We start from the raw sequence: 16698 nt of genomic DNA on the forward strand, positions 1-16698 counted from the left end.
ATTCCTTCTATGTTATTTTGAGTAAGTTAGTTAACTTATTGAAGATAAAGTACTTTCAACATAGTCATAAGCAATTTCACTGGCCTTTCTGGCGTTGAAAGTCGTTCTGGTTAGGCTCCCTCGCAGCCATAATCCGTCAATCATGGCCGCTAGCCCGCGAGCCGCTTTGCGCGCCTTATCCTTTGGCATATTTCTTCTGTATTGATAGCAAATATTTGAAAATAGACGCTGATCGTTGATGCGCTGCAAGCGGCTCAGTGAAGGCTGATGCATGCTCGCGGCCCAGAAGTCGAGCCAGATGCGCATTGACAAAGAGTTGGTTTGGCTGGGATGAAAGTTACCGTCGATGATGGCAAAAAGTTGTGCTTTCACTGAGCTATCTGCATTTTTACGGCATTCAGCAATGGCATTGTGGAGATCGCGCAACACCTTACGCATCGTAGCATCAAGAAAAGCCTCTTTATCGCCGAAGTAGTGGCTGACAAGTCCGCTTGACATCCCTGCCAGGTTGGCAACTTGGGAGATTGTCACCCCCGCTAAACCAACGTCCCCGATAACTTCACGAGCCGCGTTAATCAGTTGCTCTTTTCTCTGTTCTGGAATGTTTTTGCGGTACATCGGGCCTCCGAAGGTAATGTGGATACAACCATAGCTTATGGGAAATTCATTGATTGAATGCTCAATCAACATACTATATGCTGCAAAAATGTAAAACAAACGATTTGTTATGTTGAAAAATTGTTTGGCGTTTGCGAATGGCGTAGTTCAATACAACCTTTGCATCATGGAACATACAAATGACAGCGATCGGTCCAAATGCCGTCGACGAAGAATCGATACGGCTCAATGCCCCCGTTTTTTTCACTTCAGCAACGGTTATCCTGCTGCTTGGTCTATTGGTCGTATTCTTTCCCGTCAGTAGTCAGAAGTGGTTAAATGAAGCACAAATATGGATGTCAGACGTCTTTGGCTGGTATTACATGCTGTTAATGGTGCTTTGCATGGTATTTGTATTCTGGCTGGCGCTTTCGCGTTTCGGGCATATTAAGTTAGGGAAAGAGGACGACACGCCCGAGTTTAATTATCGATCATGGATCTCAATGTTATTTTCTGCTGGGATTGGCATTGCATTAATTTACTATGGTGCTTACGAACCCCTCCATCATTTCCTCCAGCCGCCTGAAGGGGCAGGCGGAACACCGCAGGCTGCTCGCCAAGCGATGGTCATCACCTTCCTCCATTGGGGGCTGCACGGTTGGGCGCTATATGCGCTGATTGCGACCACGTTAGCCTATTTTGCCTATCGCCGTGGATTGCCATTGGCTTTACGGTCAGCCCTGTACCCTATGTTTGGCGAACGGATCTACGGCTGGATCGGCCATATGGTTGATAGCTTTGGTATTCTAGTTACCGTTATTTCGATGGTTACCAACCTGGGGATTGCAGCATTACTGCTAAATTCGGGATTAAATTATCTGTTTAATATTCCACAAGCCCCATATGTGTTGATGATGTTGATTATAGTGATGATGATCGTTGCCACGTTTGCTGCGGTTACTGGCGTGGAGAAAGGCATCGCAATGCTATCAAATATCAACGTTGGCTTTCTTGGTCTACTGCTACTGTTTGTTTTTCTTAATGGCCCAACACTCAATCTTATCAATGGATTATTGCAAAATACCGGTGATTACCTCTCTTCGTTTGTTGGTAAGAGTTTCGATGTTTATCTCTATAACAAAGCGCGCCAATGGCAAGGGGCATGGACGCTGTTCTATTGGGCATGGTGGGTTGCCTGGGCGCCTTTTGTCGGGATGTTTATCGCAAGAATTTCTAAAGGCCGTACCATCCGCGAACTGATCTGTGGCGTAATGTTAATACCTTTGGGGTTTACGCTGGCATGGTTATCGATCTTTGGTAATACCGCTATCAGTTTAGTCTTGGAGCAAGGCAATACCCTTCTTGGCAAAGTAGCATTAACCGAACCGCCAATGGCGGTGTTTCAATTGCTCGAATCTTTGCCTTATACGCAAATTACCACGGGTTTCACGATACTGATTAGTTTCGTGCTATTTCTTACGCCGGTGGATTCAGGAACACTGATGATTGCTAATCTCTCAGGTATAGGGGGAACAAATAGCGCTGATGCTCCCGTTTGGTTGCGGATTTTTTGGGCGTCTGTTACTACCCTGGTGTGCGCGGGTTTGCTGTATGCGGGAAGCTTTGGGGCAATGCAAACGGCGGTGGTATTGTGTGGGTTACCTTTCTCGATTGTGATCATGTTTTATATGGTTAACTTGTACAAAGAGCTCCATCACGCTGAAAGCAAAATTATCCTACCCGTGCAGAAGATTTGAAATCATTTTGCTGGTTGCCCACGTTGGCAGCCAGCAAAATGAAGAGAGGCGGCCTATAGCATTTTAAGCATTGTGACTTCGCAGTCGCCGTGGCCAGTATCGCCCATAGCGTGATCGATATGTTCGAAACCGAGATGTTCATACAGACCGATAGCCTGTTGCAGAGAGGCGGTAGTTTCTAGATAACAGCGGCGGAATCCTTGCTGACGAGCAAAATCCAGCGCCTGGAGCGCCAGACGTTTTGCCAGACCTTGGCCGCGTAATACCGGCAAGAAATACATTTTTTGTAGTTCGCATACGTCGGCTTCACCACCCTGCAATGGTGCGACACCGCCACCGCCAGCGATTTGGTCGTTTAACTCTACCACCCAATAAGCGCTGTGTGGCTTGCTATAAAGTTGAAAGAGTGTGTCCAGATTGGGATCGGAAACGGTATAGCCTTTATCTGCCGTTAGCCCATGTTCCGTAGATACGGTGCGAATGACGTGAGCTATAGCGACATTATCTTTAGCCGTTATCGGACGCACCACAAGACGCACGGGGGTTGATGTAGTCATGTTTACACTCGCCATTGAATAAACTTTGAAGGGTATCAGGATTTCGTCGTTATGACGGAACTTACCACGTTGATCCTGTTTTGTAATATCACCGAAAGCTGTTCCTTGGCAATACCCATAAAAAAACAGCGGGTAAATGACCCGCTGTTTTTAATCATACTGGCAGGCGTTGTTACAGTGCGGCGATGGTTGCCTGCTGCTCCTGTAACTTCACTTTGCCTTCCTGGCAGGCTGCCAAACGCTCGCGTTCTTTGGCTACTACCGCTTCCGGCGCACGTGCGACAAAACCTTCGTTTGCCAGCTTGCCTTCGATAGACGCGATTTCGGCATCCAATTTGCCCATCTCTTTCGTCAGGCGTGCAATTTCTGCATCCTTGTCGATAAAACCAGCCATTGGGATCAGCAGCTCAGCCCCTTCCACCAGTTTGGTCACCGAAACCGGGCCTTTATCGCCTGCAGGCAGCAGGGTGATTGAGGTCAGGCGGGCCAGCTTCTCTATGAAGCTTTGGTTCTCCTGTACGCGGCGCTGAGCATCGCTACTGGCATTGCGCAGCAGCACTTCCAGCTGTTTGCTTGGTGCGATATTCATCTCTGCGCGGATGTTACGCACGGCCGTGATCGCCTGCTTGATCCACTCCAGATCGTTTAACGCCTGTTGGTCCTCCAACGCTGCGTCATAGGCTGGGAATGGCTGCAGCATAATGGTGTCTGCGGTTTCGCCAGTCAGGGTTTTAACGCGCTGCCAGATGGTTTCAGTGATAAATGGAATGATTGGGTGCGCCAGGCGCAGCAGGGCTTCCAGCACGGTGATCAGCGTATTTCGTGTGGCGCGCTGTTCCGCTTCGCTGCCGTTACTGACTATTGGCTTGGTCAGCTCCAGATACCAGTCGCAGAACTGGTTCCAGGTGAACTCGTACAGAATGCCCGCCGCGATATCGAAGCGGTAGCTGTCCAATGCATCGCGGTAGGCTTTCACCGTGCGGTTGAATTCGGCCAGGATCCAGCGGTCAGCCAGCGAAAGCTGCATCTCGCCACCGTTGAAGCCACAGTCGTGCTCTTCGGTATTCATCAGCACAAAGCGGCTGGCGTTCCACAACTTGTTACAGAAGTTACGGTAACCTTCCAGGCGCTTCATGTCCCAGTTGATGTCGCGACCGGTTGAGGCCAGCGCCGCCAGTGTGAAACGCAGAGCGTCGGTACCGTGCGGTTCGATGCCGTTCGGGAACTGCTTCTCGGTACGTTTGCGGATCTTTTCTGCCAACTGTGGCTGCATCATGTTACCGGTGCGTTTCTCCAGCAGATCTTCCAGCGAAATACCGTCCACCATATCCAACGGATCGATGACGTTACCTTTCGACTTGGACATCTTCTGCCCTTCATCGTCGCGGATCAGGCCGGTCATATAGACCGTTTTGAATGGTACCTGCGGTTTGCCGTTCTCATCTTTGATGAAGTGCATGGTCAGCATGATCATGCGGGCAATCCAGAAGAAGATAATGTCAAAGCCGCTGACCAGCACGCTGGTTGGGTGGAAGGTTTTCAACGCTTCGGTCTGTTCTGGCCAGCCTAAAGTTGAGAAAGTCCACAGACCGGAGGAGAACCAGGTATCCAGAACGTCTTCATCCTGATTCAGCACAACGTCGGTACCTAGGCTGTTCTCACGGCGCACTTCTTCCTCGGTACGGCCTACATACACTTTGCCTTCGGCGTCGTACCAGGCTGGAATGCGGTGGCCCCACCACAGCTGGCGGGAGATGCACCAGTCCTGAATATCGCGCATCCAGCTGAAATACATATTTTCGTACTGCTTGGGTACAAACTGGATCTCACCCTGTTCAACCGCTTCTACTGCCACTTTGGCCAGCGGTGCGGTGCGCACATACCATTGGTCGGTCAGCATTGGCTCGATGACAACGCCGCCACGGTCACCGTAAGGCACGGTCAGATCGTGAGGTTTGATTTCATCCAGTAGACCCAGTTCGTCAAAGGCGGCTACCACGGCTTTACGCGCGGCAAAACGCTCCAGGCCACGGAACTGGCTTGGTAGCTCACCGCTATAAGCCTGGCTGGCCTCACCCAATGTATCGAATACCTCGGCTTCTTGGCGGATATCACCGTCAAAGGTGAGGATGTTGATCATCGGCAAACCGTGACGTTTACCGACTTCATAGTCGTTGAAGTCGTGCGCCGGGGTGATTTTCACACAGCCGGTGCCTTTCTCCATGTCGGCGTGCTCGTCACCCACGATGCGGATGCGGCGGCCGACCAATGGCAGGATGATCTCTTTGCCAATCAGATCCTTATAGCGCGGATCTTCCGGGTTCACGGCCACACCGGTATCACCCAGCACGGTTTCAGGACGGGTTGTAGCCACTACCAGATAATCTTTACCTTCCGCAGTTTTCGCACCATCGGCCAGCGGATAACGCAAATGCCACATGGAGCCTTTGGACTCGCGGTTTTCCACTTCCAGATCGGAGATGGCGGTGCGCAGTTTCGGGTCCCAATTTACCAGGCGTTTGCCACGGTAGATCAGATCTTCTTTGTACAGGCGCACAAAGACTTCTTTTACGGCGTTGGACAGGCCATCATCCATGGTGAAGCGCTCGCGCTCCCAATCTACCGAGTTACCCAGGCGGCGCATCTGGCGGGTGATGGTGCCACCGGATTCAGCCTTCCACTGCCAGATTTTGTCGATAAACGCATCGCGGCCATAATCATGGCGGGTTTTACCCTCTTCGGCGGCGATCTTACGTTCTACCACCATTTGGGTAGCGATACCGGCATGGTCGGTACCAGCCTGCCACAAGGTATTTTTACCTTGCATGCGTTGGTAGCGGGTCATGGTGTCCATAATGGTCTGCTGGAACGCGTGGCCCATATGCAAGCTGCCGGTGACGTTCGGCGGCGGGATCATGATGCAGAAACTTTCCTGGCTGGCATCGCCGTTGGGTTTGAAGTACCCCTGGTTTTCCCAATAATCGTAAAGCTTCTGTTCGATCTGCGTTGGGTCGTAGGCGGTATCAAGATGACTGTTTGTCTTTTCCATTTTTATATCGTTGTTCAGTGAGTTGGCGGCGTGGCCGTGGTCAAATGGAAGCCGACGCTGCGATAGGCTTTGTAACGTTCGCGCGCCAACTGTTTCAGGGTGTCTTCGTAAGGAACGAAGTCTACCACTTCATGGAAAGCAGTAGCAAAATCTGCAAAATGTGGCTGCAGGGCGATCAGCAGATCGCGCGGGGCATTGCCACGTTTGCTGGGCCAGCATAGTTCAACCGGCGAACCAAAGTTTGGCCCTTCGCCTGCCAGATTATGTGGCACAAATTGATGTGGTTCACGTTGCCATAGTGCTTCATCCAGCCGCTGGGCCTGCTCCTGGCTTTCACAGGCGATGAGTACCCGCTTGCCGCTTCGCCACTTTTCTGCGGCAATGGCGCACGCTATAGCTTCATGTGCACTGAGTGCACCAGCGGGATCAGCGTGTTCAAGGAGGTAGAACGTTGCCTGTTTCATTTATACCTTTCATCTTTCAAGCCGCAGCTGTGTTGGCTGCCCTCCCTCACCCCAGTCACTTATTCTTCTGAGCTGCTGGGGAGCCCTTCGGTTGCCGCCTTGCCGCAACTCGAAAGCTATTGGGTATATCGGGTGCCTGTAAAAAATGTAAGGGCACAGCGTGCTGTGCCCTTGATGATTATACCTGAATTGTGACGAGTATTTAATCGTCGCCGTTCAGACCTGCACGATTAAGCAGGAACTGCGCGATCATGGCTACCGGGCGGCCAGTGGCGCCTTTGGTTTTGCCGGAACGCCAGGCGGTGCCCGCAATATCCAGATGTGCCCAACTGTACTTACGAGTAAAGCGAGAAAGGAAACACGCAGCAGTGATGGCACCACCAGGGCGGCCACCAATGTTGGCCATATCCGCAAAGTTGGAATCCAACTGCTCATAGTACTCGTCTGCCAGCGGCAAACGCCAGGCACGGTCACCGGATTGTTCAGAAGCGCCGATCAACTCGTGTGCCAGTGGATTATGGTTCGACATCAGGCCAGTGATATGATGGCCCAGAGCGATCACACAGGCACCGGTTAGAGTGGCGATATCAATCACCAGTTCCGGTTCGAAACGCTCTGCATAGGTTAATGTATCGCACAGCACCAGACGGCCTTCGGCATCGGTGTTCAGCACCTCCACCGTTTGGCCCGACATGGTGGTCAACACGTCACCAGGGCGATAAGCACGCCCACCCGGCATGTTTTCGCAACCGGCCAATATGCCGATGACGTTCAGCGGTAGGTTCAGTTCCGCGACTACACGCATCGTGCCATATACGGCAGCGGCACCACACATGTCGTACTTCATCTCGTCCATACCATCGGCGGGTTTGATAGAGATACCGCCGGAATCGAAGGTCAGCCCTTTACCAATCAGCACGATGGGTTTGGCGTCCGAGTTAGGATTACCTTTGTATTCCATCACAGACATCAACGATTCGTTTTGCGAGCCGGCACCGACGGCCAGATAGGCATTCATCCCCAGATCCTTCATCTGCTGTTCGCCGATGACACGGGTGGTGATATTGCTGCTGAAAGCATCTGCTAATTGGCGCGCCTGTGATGCCAGATAACCGGCATTACAGATATTGGGGGGCATGTTACCGAGATCTTTTGCCGCTTTGATACCTGCGGCTACCGCCAGACCGTGCTGGATGGCGCGTTCACCGCTGGTGAGTTCTCGGCGGGTAGGTACGTTGAACACCATTTTACGCAGCGGGCGGCGTGGTTCCACCTTGTTGCTCTTCAACTGATCAAAGGTATAAAGCGTTTCTTTCGCTGTTTCTACCGCTTGTCGCACCTTCCAGTAAGTATTGCGCCCCTTGACGTGCAGTTCAGTCAGGAAGCAGACCGCCTCCATGGAACCGGTATCGTTGAGGGTATTGATGGTTTTCTGGATCACCTGTTTATACTGGCGCTCATCGAGCTCACGCTCTTTACCACAACCAATCAACAAAATGCGTTCGGAGAGAATGTTCGGCACATGATGCAGCAGTAATGTCTGCCCGACCTTGCCTTCTAATTCACCCCGGCGCAATAATGCGCTGATATAACCATCACTAATTTTGTCGAGCTGTTCTGCGATAGGTGACAGGCGGCGTGGTTCGAAAACTCCAACAACTATACAGGCGCTGCGCTGTTTTTCCGGGCTACCGCTTTTTACACTGAACTCCATGCACTCTCCTGAATCTTAAAGACAACAGCGAAAGCTACCGTTAGAATGATCTGCTCCGTCTCGGGCTTCCGTCATTGAGTTAACTAAATAGACTAACCTGAATGGCGTAAACTGCTCTGTTTGGGTAACTATAGGCTTCTCCCTATAGGGCAGCCAAGCAGCTTGATGTTCTAACTGACTATTTTAGCTGTGAAGGTTGCCACATGATGAGAAAAAATGGCGGATTAACGATGAAACTATCGATTTTCCTGCAAAAAGACAAGTTTTCACAGGCGTAATTAGCGTGATCATCATTAGATATCTGATTCGGGAAACGTTAAAGAGCCAAATCGCCATCCTGTTCATCCTGCTTTTGATCTTTTTTTGTCAGAATCTGGTTAAGGTATTGGGCGATGCGGTTAACGGTAATATTCCGACAAATTTAGTCTTGTCCCTGCTGGCACTGAGTGTGCCAAAGATGGGGCAACTCATCTTACCATTAAGCCTGTATCTTGGCTTGTTGATAACGCTTGGGCGGTTGTATACCGAAAGCGAAATCACCGTGATGCATGCCTGCGGTCTGGGTAAACGGACATTGCTCATCGCCGCGATGACCTTGGCAATCTTTACTTCTGCGATTGCCGCAGTCAACGTATTCTGGTTGGGGCCGTCGGCATCCATTCATCAGTATGAGGTGATTGCCGAAGCCAAAGCCAACCCCAGCATTGCCGGGCTGACGGAGGGACAGTTCCAAACCTCCCAGGATGGCAATGTTGTGTTGTTTGTCGGTAACGTGAAAGGCAATGGCTTTAATAATGTCTTTTTGGCCCAGTTGCGGCCAAATGGTAACCAGCGTCCTTCCGTGGTGGTGGCAGAACGCGGCGTGACCTATCAGAATCCCGATGGCTCACAGGAGGTTCGGCTGGATAAAGGTTCTCGCTTTGAAGGGACTGCGCTGCTGCGTGATTTCCGCATCACCGATTTTACTGATTACAAGGCTGTCATTGGTCATCGCCCTGCGGCGGTTGATCAGACCGAGACAGAACAGATGTCGATGCATGCACTGTGGCTGTCGAACGATCCTGACGCACTCGCTGAGTTCCACTGGCGTTTGACGTTGGTCTTTTCGGTCGTGCTGATGGCGTACCTAGTGGTACCCCTTAGCGTAGTGAATCCGCGTCAGGGACGAGTGTTAAGTATGTTGCCTGCCATTCTGTTATATCTGATTTTCTTCCTGTTACAGACGACGATTCGTTCCAATGCCGGTAATGGTAAACTGGATCCGTTACTATGGAACTGGTTGGTGAACCTGATATTCTTTGTCATCGCTTTGTTACTTAACCTTTGGGACACCTTACCGTTGCGTAGACTGCGAGCACGTTTGAGAGGAGCGGCCTGATGTTTGGTGTATTAGACCGCTATATTGGCAAGACGATTTTTAATACCATCATCATGACGCTGTTCTTATTGGTGTCGCTTTCCAGCATCATCAAGTTTGTTGAACAGCTACGGAAGGTAGGTCAAGGGCAATACACTGCACTGAGTGCCACAATGTTTACTTTGCTCAGCGTGCCACGAGACGTTGAGGTTTTCTTCCCTATGGCGGCATTGTTGGGAGCATTACTGGGCTTGGGAACCTTGGCAACGCGTAGCGAATTAGTTGTGATGCAGGCTTCCGGTTTTACCCGCATGCAGATTGCCGGTTCGGTGATGAAAACCGCCATTCCGCTGGTGTTTCTTACTATGGCGGTGGGTGAATGGGTGGCGCCGCAAGCGGAACAGATGGCGCGTAACTACCGTACACAGCAGATGTACGGAGGGTCTCTGCTTTCAACTAAAACCGGTCTGTGGGCAAAAGATGGAAACGACTTCATCTACATTGAGCGTGTTTCTGGTGATACGGAACTTTCAGGGGTCAACATCTATCACTTCAATGACCAACGCAGGTTGCAATCGGTGCGTTATGCTGCCAGTGCCAATTTTGAAGATGGTGTGTGGAAGCTTTCTCAGGTAGATACTTCCGACCTGACCGATCAGAAACAGGTGACAGGAACGCAGACGCTAACGGGGGAATGGAAAACCAACCTGACGCCGGACAAACTGGGCGTGGTGGCATTAGACCCTGATTCAATGTCTATTAGTGGGTTACATAACTACGTGAAGTATCTGAAAATAAGCGGTCAAGAGTCTAGCCGCTATCAGTTGAATATGTGGGATAAGATCTTCGCGCCGCTTTCGGTGGCGGTCATGATGTTGATGGCGCTGTCTTTTATTTTTGGCCCATTGCGTAGTGTGCCGATGGGGGTACGTGTGGTGACTGGTATCAGCTTCGGTTTCCTGTTTTACGTGCTGGATCAGATCTTCGGCCCATTAAGCCTAGTGTATAGTATGCCGCCGGTTCTGGGCGCATTACTACCAAGCCTGGTATTCCTGGTTATCAGTTTGTTTATGTTGATGAAACGGAAATAGCCCGATCGCGGAACGGGTGGGAGTAGCCCCACCCATAAAGTGGTTAAAGCGCCGATGCCTCGGAAGGAAAGAGGGCAAAGGCGTTACTGCAATCATAGGGTACTTCTGCATTGGTTTCTGGCGCGTCACGGTCATCCCACACTTCAAACTCCGGCGCACCGTCCGCCACTGCCGACAGCAACAGATTTGCTATAGAAACCGGACCTGGCCCCATAGTTATCTGTGCATAGGAGGGGGCTGCAGGTATTGTTTCCGAGCCTTTGCTGGCTAATAGCGGGCTGCTATCAAACACGGTGTTATCAAGCACAATATTTCTTAGTGGCAGAGCCTGGCCATCAGAGCTGAAGCCACGCAAGGTCACACGAACGTTCTCACCATTGTAAATAGAGCCAGGAGTGTCCACATAGTGGTAGTTCTTGATGGTGATACCCTGAATATCTGGGTAGGCTTGGCCGATTTTCTTACTGTAATAGGTGTCTATGGTCAGTGCTTCCTGAGCACGACGGATGCAGACGCCATCATAACTCACGTTCTTCACTTCACCCCCAACGCTCATATCGGTTTTGATACGCACCCCAACGGCAAAATCAGCGTCATGGCCATCAATAGTAAGATCTCGGATCTCTACGTCTTTGATCCCACAATCGGTTTCACTGCCAATCGACATGCCATGAGTAAAGTAGAGCCGATTATGTAAAATTTTGACGTTACTGACGGTGTAAATTGGCAGTTGGCCAGCATATTTATCGGCAATAGGGGGCACACAGGCACTGCTGTTATGCGATTTTATGGCAACGCCGTCATCACCCGTGCTGATGTGATTGTAGGCGATCAACACATTTTGCGATTGGCCAGGATCGATAGCATCAGTATTTTTGGTGGTATCTGGCGTAAAGCAGGTACTGGCCCGCGTATAGTTTGGCGAGCCTGAGGTTGTGGGTTTTGAACCAGGAGGGCAATCATAACCTGGCACGGTATAAGCCAGTGACGGGGTCAATACCTTCACTCCCCATACGGTTACCCCATTAACCCCGCTGGGGACAAAATGGAATTTAGGAGCATTCTGCAAGGTGATTTTATACAGTGTAAAATTCTGGCTGGTAGGTTTGGCTGAGTTTTTGTTGGTAACCTGAATCAGCCGTGGATTGTTTTGGTTGGCGCCAGAGACCGTTTTGGTCAGTGCACCCACGTCCCACCAGGTGAGGGTATTGGCGTATTTCCCGCTGGTCATGATCGCTCCACCCCGTCCATCGATGATGCCTTCGCCGACGACACCGCTGTTCAGCACGTCTGTTCCGGTAATTAACGCATTACAACCGTTATCAGAGCTTGCGGTTTCACCGCAGTTATTTTTACCGGCAACCTGATAATCTGCCGGGCTGCGTGAGGCAAAAAGGGTGATCCCTTGATCGACCCATAACATCACGTCACTTTTAAGTGTCAGCGGGCCGCTCAGGAACGCATTTTCCCCGCTGTTGCCAACCACCAACTTAACGGCACCGCTGCTGCAGGCATTAATTGCTGCTTGGATACGGATGGTATCAGGTTGCGAACGTTCTGGGTTGGCATCGACGGTTTCATCCAATAAGCCTAAAGCATTCTGAGTTAACTCTGCTGTCAGGGTTTGGCAAATTTCAGGCATTACTGGCTCTTTTCCCACCAGTTCGGGATCGTTAAGGGCAGAGTCTGGCCATGCGCCACTGCGGGATGATGGTGTTAGTGGTTCAATAGGTTCAGCAGGATCAGTGGGGTCAACAGTATTAATCGGGGTAGTGGTGTTAGTTTGAGAGGCTATGGTGTTACCTGAGTTATCACAGGCCGTCAGCGCAAGCAGAAAAATGACCATAACTGATAGAGACTTAATATTCCTTCGCATAAATGTCCTCATAATGAAACGGCGTTCCATAATGAGATATTGTCTCGCCAAGTACATTGCTGCAACTATTACATAAAATAACTATGATCATTCAAATTATTAACTATTCGGTTTGTGCGAGGCGCTTTTTTTAAGCTAACTACCTGTGTTAACTGCGTATTTAGGCTGTGTTCCTTAATGGTACTCAAATCATCTCCAGTGGAAGGCACATAACCAGAGAGTAGAAGGTTGAACAAATGTGGTAGGGTTCTTTTTTAGGCACGAGAAGAGAAAACTGGCCTGATTGGGCCAAATATGTCCAATCAAGATTTTCGGTGTTGTGCAGCGTTCATGAAAGACAACTGCTATTCAGGAAAGATTTACATTACTATTTATAGATGGGGTTTGCCGAGAGTCAGGTATCATGAAAAGTGAAATGAGCGGTATTCTTGTCTTCCTTGTGGCAGCCGAAACAGGTAATTTTTCAAAAGCTGCAGAAAATCTTCACCTCACGCGCTCTGCTATCACCAAGACCATTGCTCGGTTGGAGTCTAGGCTTGGTGTATCCCTGTTTAATAGAACAACCCGTAGCCAAAGTCTTACTGACGAAGGCATTCTTTATTATGAGTATTGTCGGCGTGCTGTTAACGAAATCCTGAAAGCTGAAGAAATACTTGAAGGAGAAAAACTTCAGGTAAGCGGACGTTTAAGGATTTCTGTTCCGGTCTTGTTCGGTCATCTTTGTATCGCGCCACTCCTCACCGAATTAATGCGAGAACATTCAGGTCTTGAACTGGAAATGTCTTTTAGCGACAGGATCGTAGATATCACCGAAGAAGGTTTCGATTTAGCCATCCGGATCGGAAATTTGCCTGACAGTACCAGCCTGATAGCCCGAAAAATTGCCGCGCACCGTATGGTGTTCTGCGCGTCACCGTCTTATTTAAGCCTGGCAGGTGAACCGACGTCGGAAGAAATGCTCAGCCAGCATGCGGCTATTGCCTATATCCGTTCGGGGCGTATACAAAAATGGCGAGCAAAGAGGGCTGATGGCAACGTGTGGGAAATTACGCCTGCTGCAAGACTTATGATGGATGATATGCAGGCTGTCAAAGGAGCTGCCATGGCGGGGAGCGGTATTGCCTGGTTGCCTTACTGGCTGGCTCGTGATGCGTTGCAGTTGGGGGCATTGCAGGAAATATTGAAAAATATGAATACGGAACTTTGGCCGATTTATGCGGTTTGGCCGCGCACGCCACGTCTTGCGCTCAAGGTCAGGGTTGCGGTAGATCGTCTGGTCAGCGAGCTGCCGCAGAGAATGGCATTAGCAGAAGCGCCTTTTGAATGAAGTGTGACGTACCTCATAAGATCCTGACCAAGAGCTCTTGAATTATGCTAAGGCTAGAATTTTTGCTCGTGCTTCTGCGATACCTTTGTCGCGTCCGTGATGTTTGATATCCATACCTTCAGCATAAACAAACTCAACGTCGTTTATGCCGAGCAAACTCAGAACTGAGCGTAAATAAGGTGTCACCGCGTCTGTCGCCTGATCAACATGAATTCCACCGCGAGAACTGATGACTACCGCCTTCACCCCTTCAACAAGGCCCTGCGGATAGGTTTCAGTATATTTGAACGTTACTCCGGCCCGAGCCACCAAGTCGAACCAGTTTTTGAGTTGAGTGGGTACATTCAGGTTATACATAGGTGCACCAATGACGAGAATCTCGCTTTTTTTCAACTCAGCTATCAGCTGGTCAGAAAGAGTGACAACCTGGCGAGCTCGAGAGCTCAAATTTTGCCCATTTCGCAGTGCGTCGAATAATTCGCTATCCAGAACTGGCAACTCAAGCGTTGTCAGGTCATGTTCGATAATCTCATCATGAAGCGCTTTTTGCCGGCGTTCAGATAGAAAAGCATCAATTAGTGAGTTTGTTTGAGAGGCTGGCCCCATGATGCTGGATTTAAGTACAAGGATCTTACTCATGATATTTCATATTTCCTGAATTTGGTTATAAAAAAGCAGCATTATTATCGGTGCCTGATTTAATCCGAAAATACTATCACTAGATAAAATAAAATATTGTTGAAGTTTTTTATAGAAATTGATTCCCAAAAAGAAACAATAAAGCATGGTAAATAAAAATTGTGATGGGTAAAATTCTTCCTGCCATCAGGATTAGAACGATGTATTAAAATTAACCGTTTCAGGAAGATAAGAATATGAACGTTAAAAAAATCTTATTAATTGCCAGTTTGCTCTCTCTAAGCAGTTTTAATTTACAGGCGCAAGAGAATACCAGCAGTGTTGATCTCTCCAAGTTCAGATTCAGCAAAGCCGAAATGCAGGAAATCGCTAACCCTCACTTACTGTCACACCGAATTTTTTACGAAAAGCCTTCCCAAGGTCCTGATGCAGCCTGGTTTGATGCGGTAAAGCAAGGCAATCTTGCAACGGTAAAAAAAATGGTGGAAGCGGGGCAAAATCTTGAAGCTAAGGATGAAGCTTCACTGGGGCAAACAGCATTAGGCTGGGCTGCTTTTATCGGTTATTTCGATATCGTTCAGTACCTGGTTGAAAAAGGGGCTGATATCCGCGCTACAGACCGTGCCGACGTATATAATAGCGTCAAGTCGGCAGTGATGGGCAAGAACGTCGAGGTAGTCAAATACCTCCATGAACGTTTAAAAAATGAAATAGACTGGAACGCCAAAGAAAAAGACGGTGAAACCTTGTTTATGGTGGCTGCGGTTGATGGAAGGCTGGATACCGTAAAATATATTCTACAGTTCAATCCCGATTTAAACGTGGTAGCCGTCAACGAAACCCCAAAAATCGACGCTAGCCCGCTTAGCGGAGCCTGTGAAAATGGCTTTGTTGATGTGGCTAACCTATTGATAGAAAAAGGGGCGATCAACCATAAAACTGGAAAATCCAGCTGCAATTAACCTGGATGGTAAGCGCTAAAAAAGAAATGCCTGCTCGGATATACCTAAGTTCTATCAAGATGCAGGTAGGTGGCACAATTGAGCGACAACGCTGTTGGGAGCTGACTTGAACAGCGCGTGAGATGGCCGTTGAGTGAGCCTCAAGGATGAGACTCATGAATCCCCATGAATTAGGCTGTAGTGAATGAAGGAAGGTAACATCCCTAGAGTTTGAAGGATGGCGGGGATAGCTAAGCTTAAATTGTTTCATTTTAAGCTTCAGGCGGGAGTGATGTGAAACGCTGTGGATCCAGCCGTGAAGGGACGCATCGCATACCTATGCTCTATGTTCAACGGCTGGCTAATCTGTCATTAAGGATGAAACCTACATTTGCGAGAAGGTATTCATAATAACCCCACCGCTGATAATCAGCGCCATGGCAAAGATGGCGGGTAGATCGGGTTTCTGTTTGTAGAGCAGCATGGAAACGAAAGTGACGCCGACAATACCAAAACCACACCATAGTGAATAGGCAACCCCTACAGGTACATACCCCATGGCACGGGTCAGGGCGAAATAACACAGGCAGTAAGCCACTATCACGAGTATCGAAGGGCCGAGTTTTTTGAAGTTGTTGGTTTTTTTGATCATCGACGTACCGGTAATTTCTGAGCCGATAGACAATGCCAACCACAGGAAGCCAATATTAAACATAATTCATACCTTATTCGGAAGAGCCCATTTTTGAAAAAAGGTTCATGATCACGATGCCGCTGGCAATGACTACCATGCCGATAATAGCCGGAGCATCGGGATGCTGACCGTAAAATACCATCCCTAGGCTGGATACCATTAATATCCCAGTGCCCGACCAAGTCGCATAAGCGAGACCAACGGGAATATATTTTACCGCATTGGATAATGAGTAATAGCAAACGCAATATAATACGACGATTAAACCTAATAATAGCGTTTTGGTACTGCCTTCACTATTGTCAAACATTTTTAACGTGGATGTTGCTGAAGTTTCAGAAAGTATAACTAATAACATCCATAACCATGCCTTAACTTTAGCTGACATAGAGTAAACTCCTATATATTTAATTGAAGAGCAAGCTTGGTTTAAAAAATGTAAAAAATTCTCAATTTATTTTCATTACAATTATATTTTGACAGTGGTTTGGTTGAGTTCTATCTTGCTGAATAATGCACTTACGTCCTTTAAATATATTAAATGCGATATAAGAAAGTGCGGTTTCTTTGTTGTTGGCAGAGGATGCTTTAGTTTCTATCGAACTTCTCACCTACTGCATGTACGCTGTTTTCCC

Annotated in this window: 14 protein-coding genes; 5 read left to right on the forward strand and 9 right to left on the reverse strand. The window is 48.9% G+C overall.

Features of this window, described 5'->3' with window-relative positions; genetic code table 11:
* Nucleotides 1-30: 30 nt before the first annotated feature.
* Nucleotides 31-618, reverse strand: a complete 588-nt coding sequence (betI, locus tag OK023_RS01210) for a transcriptional regulator BetI (RefSeq protein WP_317694376.1) — start codon at nucleotides 616-618, stop codon at nucleotides 31-33.
* 179 nt (nucleotides 619-797) lie between these two features.
* On the opposite strand from betI, the gene OK023_RS01215 reads away from it, so the two are divergent.
* The gene (locus tag OK023_RS01215) at nucleotides 798-2354 is read left to right on the forward strand and encodes a BCCT family transporter (protein ID WP_317694378.1); all 1557 of its coding nucleotides are present in this window, start codon (nucleotides 798-800) and stop codon (nucleotides 2352-2354) included.
* A 53-nt stretch (nucleotides 2355-2407) separates the two neighbouring features.
* On the opposite strand, the gene OK023_RS01220 is transcribed toward OK023_RS01215, so the two are convergent.
* The 4 genes from OK023_RS01220 to pepA all read right to left on the reverse strand — a co-directional run bounded on the left by OK023_RS01220 (nucleotide 2408) and on the right by pepA (nucleotide 8138).
* Nucleotides 2408-2911: a GNAT family N-acetyltransferase gene (locus tag OK023_RS01220; RefSeq protein WP_317694379.1), complete on the reverse strand. Its 504-nt coding sequence runs from the start codon at nucleotides 2909-2911 to the stop codon at nucleotides 2408-2410.
* 172 nt (nucleotides 2912-3083) lie between these two features.
* Entirely contained in the window at nucleotides 3084-5960 is a 2877-nt protein-coding gene (locus OK023_RS01225) for a valine--tRNA ligase (protein WP_317694381.1), read from the reverse strand.
* Nucleotides 5961-5974: 14 nt separating this feature from the next.
* Nucleotides 5975-6424: a DNA polymerase III subunit chi gene (locus tag OK023_RS01230; protein ID WP_317694382.1), complete on the reverse strand. Its 450-nt coding sequence runs from the start codon at nucleotides 6422-6424 to the stop codon at nucleotides 5975-5977.
* Between the two features lie 202 nt (nucleotides 6425-6626).
* Nucleotides 6627-8138, reverse strand: coding sequence for a leucyl aminopeptidase (gene pepA, locus OK023_RS01235; RefSeq protein ID WP_317694383.1), 1512 nt, complete (start codon nucleotides 8136-8138; stop codon nucleotides 6627-6629).
* Between the two features lie 283 nt (nucleotides 8139-8421).
* Between pepA and lptF the strand changes: the two genes are divergently transcribed.
* Together lptF and lptG are read left to right on the forward strand one after the other, a co-directional pair.
* Complete coding sequence (lptF, locus tag OK023_RS01240; protein ID WP_317694384.1) at nucleotides 8422-9516, forward strand: LPS export ABC transporter permease LptF; 1095 nt, start codon at nucleotides 8422-8424, stop codon at nucleotides 9514-9516.
* Nucleotides 9516-10586, forward strand: coding sequence for an LPS export ABC transporter permease LptG (lptG, locus tag OK023_RS01245; RefSeq protein ID WP_317694385.1), 1071 nt, complete (start codon nucleotides 9516-9518; stop codon nucleotides 10584-10586). Before lptF ends, lptG begins: the two co-directional genes overlap by 1 nt.
* A gap of 43 nt (nucleotides 10587-10629) precedes the next feature.
* Here lptG and OK023_RS01250 read toward each other — a convergent pair whose 3' ends face one another.
* Nucleotides 10630-12462, reverse strand: coding sequence for a glycoside hydrolase family 28 protein (locus OK023_RS01250; RefSeq protein WP_317694386.1), 1833 nt, complete (start codon nucleotides 12460-12462; stop codon nucleotides 10630-10632).
* A gap of 403 nt (nucleotides 12463-12865) precedes the next feature.
* On the opposite strand from OK023_RS01250, the gene OK023_RS01255 reads away from it, so the two are divergent.
* On the forward strand, nucleotides 12866-13789 hold the full coding sequence (locus tag OK023_RS01255) for a LysR family transcriptional regulator (protein WP_317694387.1): 924 nt from the start codon (nucleotides 12866-12868) through the stop codon (nucleotides 13787-13789).
* Nucleotides 13790-13831: 42 nt separating this feature from the next.
* Here the strand turns inward: OK023_RS01255 and OK023_RS01260 are convergent, their stop codons facing one another.
* Nucleotides 13832-14428, reverse strand: coding sequence for an NAD(P)H-dependent oxidoreductase (locus OK023_RS01260; protein WP_317694388.1), 597 nt, complete (start codon nucleotides 14426-14428; stop codon nucleotides 13832-13834).
* Between the two features lie 236 nt (nucleotides 14429-14664).
* Between OK023_RS01260 and OK023_RS01265 the strand changes: the two genes are divergently transcribed.
* Entirely contained in the window at nucleotides 14665-15390 is a 726-nt protein-coding gene (locus tag OK023_RS01265) for an ankyrin repeat domain-containing protein (protein WP_317694389.1), read from the forward strand.
* Between the two features lie 364 nt (nucleotides 15391-15754).
* On the opposite strand, the gene OK023_RS01270 is transcribed toward OK023_RS01265, so the two are convergent.
* Both OK023_RS01270 and OK023_RS01275 read right to left on the reverse strand, forming a co-directional pair.
* On the reverse strand, nucleotides 15755-16084 hold the full coding sequence (locus OK023_RS01270; protein WP_317694391.1) for a multidrug efflux SMR transporter: 330 nt from the start codon (nucleotides 16082-16084) through the stop codon (nucleotides 15755-15757).
* A gap of 10 nt (nucleotides 16085-16094) precedes the next feature.
* The gene (locus OK023_RS01275) at nucleotides 16095-16451 is read right to left on the reverse strand and encodes a multidrug efflux SMR transporter (RefSeq protein WP_317694393.1); all 357 of its coding nucleotides are present in this window, start codon (nucleotides 16449-16451) and stop codon (nucleotides 16095-16097) included.
* Nucleotides 16452-16698 lie beyond the last annotated feature (247 nt).

The sequence above is a fragment of the Serratia sp. UGAL515B_01 genome (assembly GCF_033095805.1).
In the GTDB taxonomy this organism is placed as follows: domain Bacteria; phylum Pseudomonadota; class Gammaproteobacteria; order Enterobacterales; family Enterobacteriaceae; genus Chania.

Excerpts from the sequence above, each read along its gene's own strand:
- betI (WP_317694376.1), bottom strand. The coding sequence starts at position 618 with ATGTACCGCAAAAACATTCCAGAACAGAGAAAAGAGCAACTGATTAAC.
- OK023_RS01215 (WP_317694378.1), top strand. The coding sequence starts at position 798 with ATGACAGCGATCGGTCCAAATGCCGTCGACGAAGAATCGATACGGCTC.
- OK023_RS01220 (WP_317694379.1), bottom strand. The coding sequence starts at position 2,911 with ATGACTACATCAACCCCCGTGCGTCTTGTGGTGCGTCCGATAACGGCT.
- OK023_RS01225 (WP_317694381.1), bottom strand. The coding sequence starts at position 5,960 with ATGGAAAAGACAAACAGTCATCTTGATACCGCCTACGACCCAACGCAG.
- OK023_RS01230 (WP_317694382.1), bottom strand. The coding sequence starts at position 6,424 with ATGAAACAGGCAACGTTCTACCTCCTTGAACACGCTGATCCCGCTGGT.
- pepA (WP_317694383.1), bottom strand. The coding sequence starts at position 8,138 with ATGGAGTTCAGTGTAAAAAGCGGTAGCCCGGAAAAACAGCGCAGCGCC.
- lptG (WP_317694385.1), top strand. The coding sequence starts at position 9,516 with ATGTTTGGTGTATTAGACCGCTATATTGGCAAGACGATTTTTAATACC.
- OK023_RS01250 (WP_317694386.1), bottom strand. The coding sequence starts at position 12,462 with ATGCGAAGGAATATTAAGTCTCTATCAGTTATGGTCATTTTTCTGCTT.
- OK023_RS01255 (WP_317694387.1), top strand. The coding sequence starts at position 12,866 with ATGAAAAGTGAAATGAGCGGTATTCTTGTCTTCCTTGTGGCAGCCGAA.
- OK023_RS01260 (WP_317694388.1), bottom strand. The coding sequence starts at position 14,428 with ATGAGTAAGATCCTTGTACTTAAATCCAGCATCATGGGGCCAGCCTCT.
- OK023_RS01265 (WP_317694389.1), top strand. The coding sequence starts at position 14,665 with ATGAACGTTAAAAAAATCTTATTAATTGCCAGTTTGCTCTCTCTAAGC.
- OK023_RS01270 (WP_317694391.1), bottom strand. The coding sequence starts at position 16,084 with ATGTTTAATATTGGCTTCCTGTGGTTGGCATTGTCTATCGGCTCAGAA.
- OK023_RS01275 (WP_317694393.1), bottom strand. The coding sequence starts at position 16,451 with ATGTCAGCTAAAGTTAAGGCATGGTTATGGATGTTATTAGTTATACTT.